At 68.6% G+C, this 2,036-nt stretch carries 1 protein-coding gene; it reads right to left on the reverse strand.

The features are described 5' to 3' along the window. A partial coding sequence (locus CVM52_RS25360; protein ID WP_100165025.1) for a glycosyltransferase occupies positions 1-1,810 on the reverse strand: 1,810 nt, incomplete at its 3' end. Positions 1,811-2,036: the final 226 nt, after the last annotated feature.

Consider the following 2,036-nt stretch of genomic DNA (forward strand, 5'->3'; position numbering starts at 1 on the left):
CGGCGGCGGGCTGCGACGCGGGCGCGGCGGCCTGGTCCAGCGCCAGCTTGCCCTGCCAGTAGCCGCGCGCGGTCAGGCGGGGATAGCCGTCGCGATACTGCGCCCGGATCCGGGCAAAGTCGCGCAGGAAGCGGGTCAGCGTCCTGGTCATCTCCCAGCCGGTTGCAAAGAAGCGCCGTTTCGACTGCTTCACCCGGTAGGCCCGTTCGCCATCGGCGCTGAGATAGCTGATCTCGGCGGCGCCGAAGGCCGGGTAGACGATGCCGCGCTCGCCCATGCCGACCACCACCTTGTCCCAGCGGCGGGCGGAAAACGGCAGAAGATGCCCGTTTAGGGTCGAATATCCGATCAGGTGGCGCCAGCGGCGCGAAAGGCGGGTCAGCCGCCGCCGCTCGGCCAGGTCGCCGGGTTCGACCGGGCGCCAGACCTCGTCCTTCATCAGCGCCTTGATATCGGCGCGGCGCCCGGCCATGTCGATATTGGCGTCGAAGAACTCCGGCCCGCGCATCACGTCCTGCCAGGCCAGCAGCTGGGCCGCGGCGCTTTCGTAATGGAACCGCAGCAGGCTGCGCATGATGAAGCGCACCGGCACCTTGGCGGTGCCCAGCGGGCTGCGCGCCAGGTCATCCGAGACCAGGTGGTGGATGATATGGTTGCGCAGGTCCAGATACAGGGTCTGCGCGCTTTCCTTCTCGGAAAAATCGTCCTGGAACGACACCACGCCGTTCAGCGTGGTGATGGCAAAATCGTTCATCAGCGAAAACGAGATGTCGTCGCCGCGCACGAAGAAGGGGAAGGGGTGGTGGCGGACCTGGTCGATGGCGAAGGCAAAGAACCACCAGCCGCCATAGAGCGTCGGCAGCCGGCGTTGGGCGCCGTCCATCTCCATCTGGAACACCGCGCTGCGGTCGCGCAGGTCGGTGCCGCAATCCAGCGGGCGGCAGGCGCCGTCGAACCAGGCGCCGTTTTCCCACATCGCCCATTTATGGGTGTTGTTGATCATCGCCCCCGAGACCGCGCTCCTGCGGTCGCGCGCCAGCGCCAGGAACATATAGGCGCGGGCGATATTCTCCATGTGGAACGAGGCGTCGTCATCCATGAACAGGCAATGGCTGAACCCGGCCGCCTCGGCCTCCAGCAGCCCGCGGGCAAAGCCGCCGGCGCCGCCGTAATTGGGATTGTCGATCGGCGTGACCCGGGCGCTGGCGGCAATCTCGGCGCTCTGGCCGTTATCGACCACCTGCACATGCACCTGCTCGCCATAGGCAAAGCCCTGCAGGAAGGCGTCCAGCCGGGCCACCGTCTCGCGCACCTGGTCCTCGCGCTTGAAGGTGGTGATCGACACCGCCAGCCGCGGCAGCTCGCCCGGCAGCGACCGGGTGGCAAAGCGGCCGCCGGTGACGGTGGCGCCGGCCTCGTCCAGCGCCCGGATCTCGGCAAAGACCAAGCCGCGCCCCGCGCGGGCGGCGTAATGCGACAGGTCGGCCCGGTGCGGCGCGTCGGCGGCCAGGGTGACGGTCTCGCAATGCAGCACCTCCCAGGACTGGTCGGGAATCGCCTGGTAGACGCGGATCTCGACCCGGCCGCTGCCGGAGATCTCGGCAAACAGCCCGTCCAGCACGCAGGCGGCGTGCCATTTGCCAAGGTTGAACAGGTTGAAATAGGTGTCGAAGGCCACCGCGCTGCCGCGCGCCAGCCAGATCTCGGCGCGGCTCTGCGACACGCCGACCTCGCCCGTGGTGTGGAAATACAGCGGGTGTTCGGTGCAGATCGCCGGTTCCGGGAAGATGAAATTCTGCAGGGTGATCATGGGCGCGGTCCCTCGGTCAGGCGGTCAGGCGGTCGGTCGGATTGGTCCTCGGCCCCGGTCAGGGACGCCCGTAGCTGCCCTGTCGAGGCCAAGCCTGTCAAGCGGCAAGCCGGCGGATCAGGCGGCGTAATCGCGGCGCAGGCTGTCGAGATAGCTGGCAAGGGCCGGGTCGGCGGGCGGCCGGGCGGCCAGCCGCTCCAGCAGCGCCGCCACCGCCTCGGCCTCG

Source organism: Pseudooceanicola lipolyticus (genome assembly GCF_002786325.1).
GTDB classification, from domain to species: Bacteria; Pseudomonadota; Alphaproteobacteria; order Rhodobacterales; family Rhodobacteraceae; genus Pseudooceanicola_C; species Pseudooceanicola_C lipolyticus.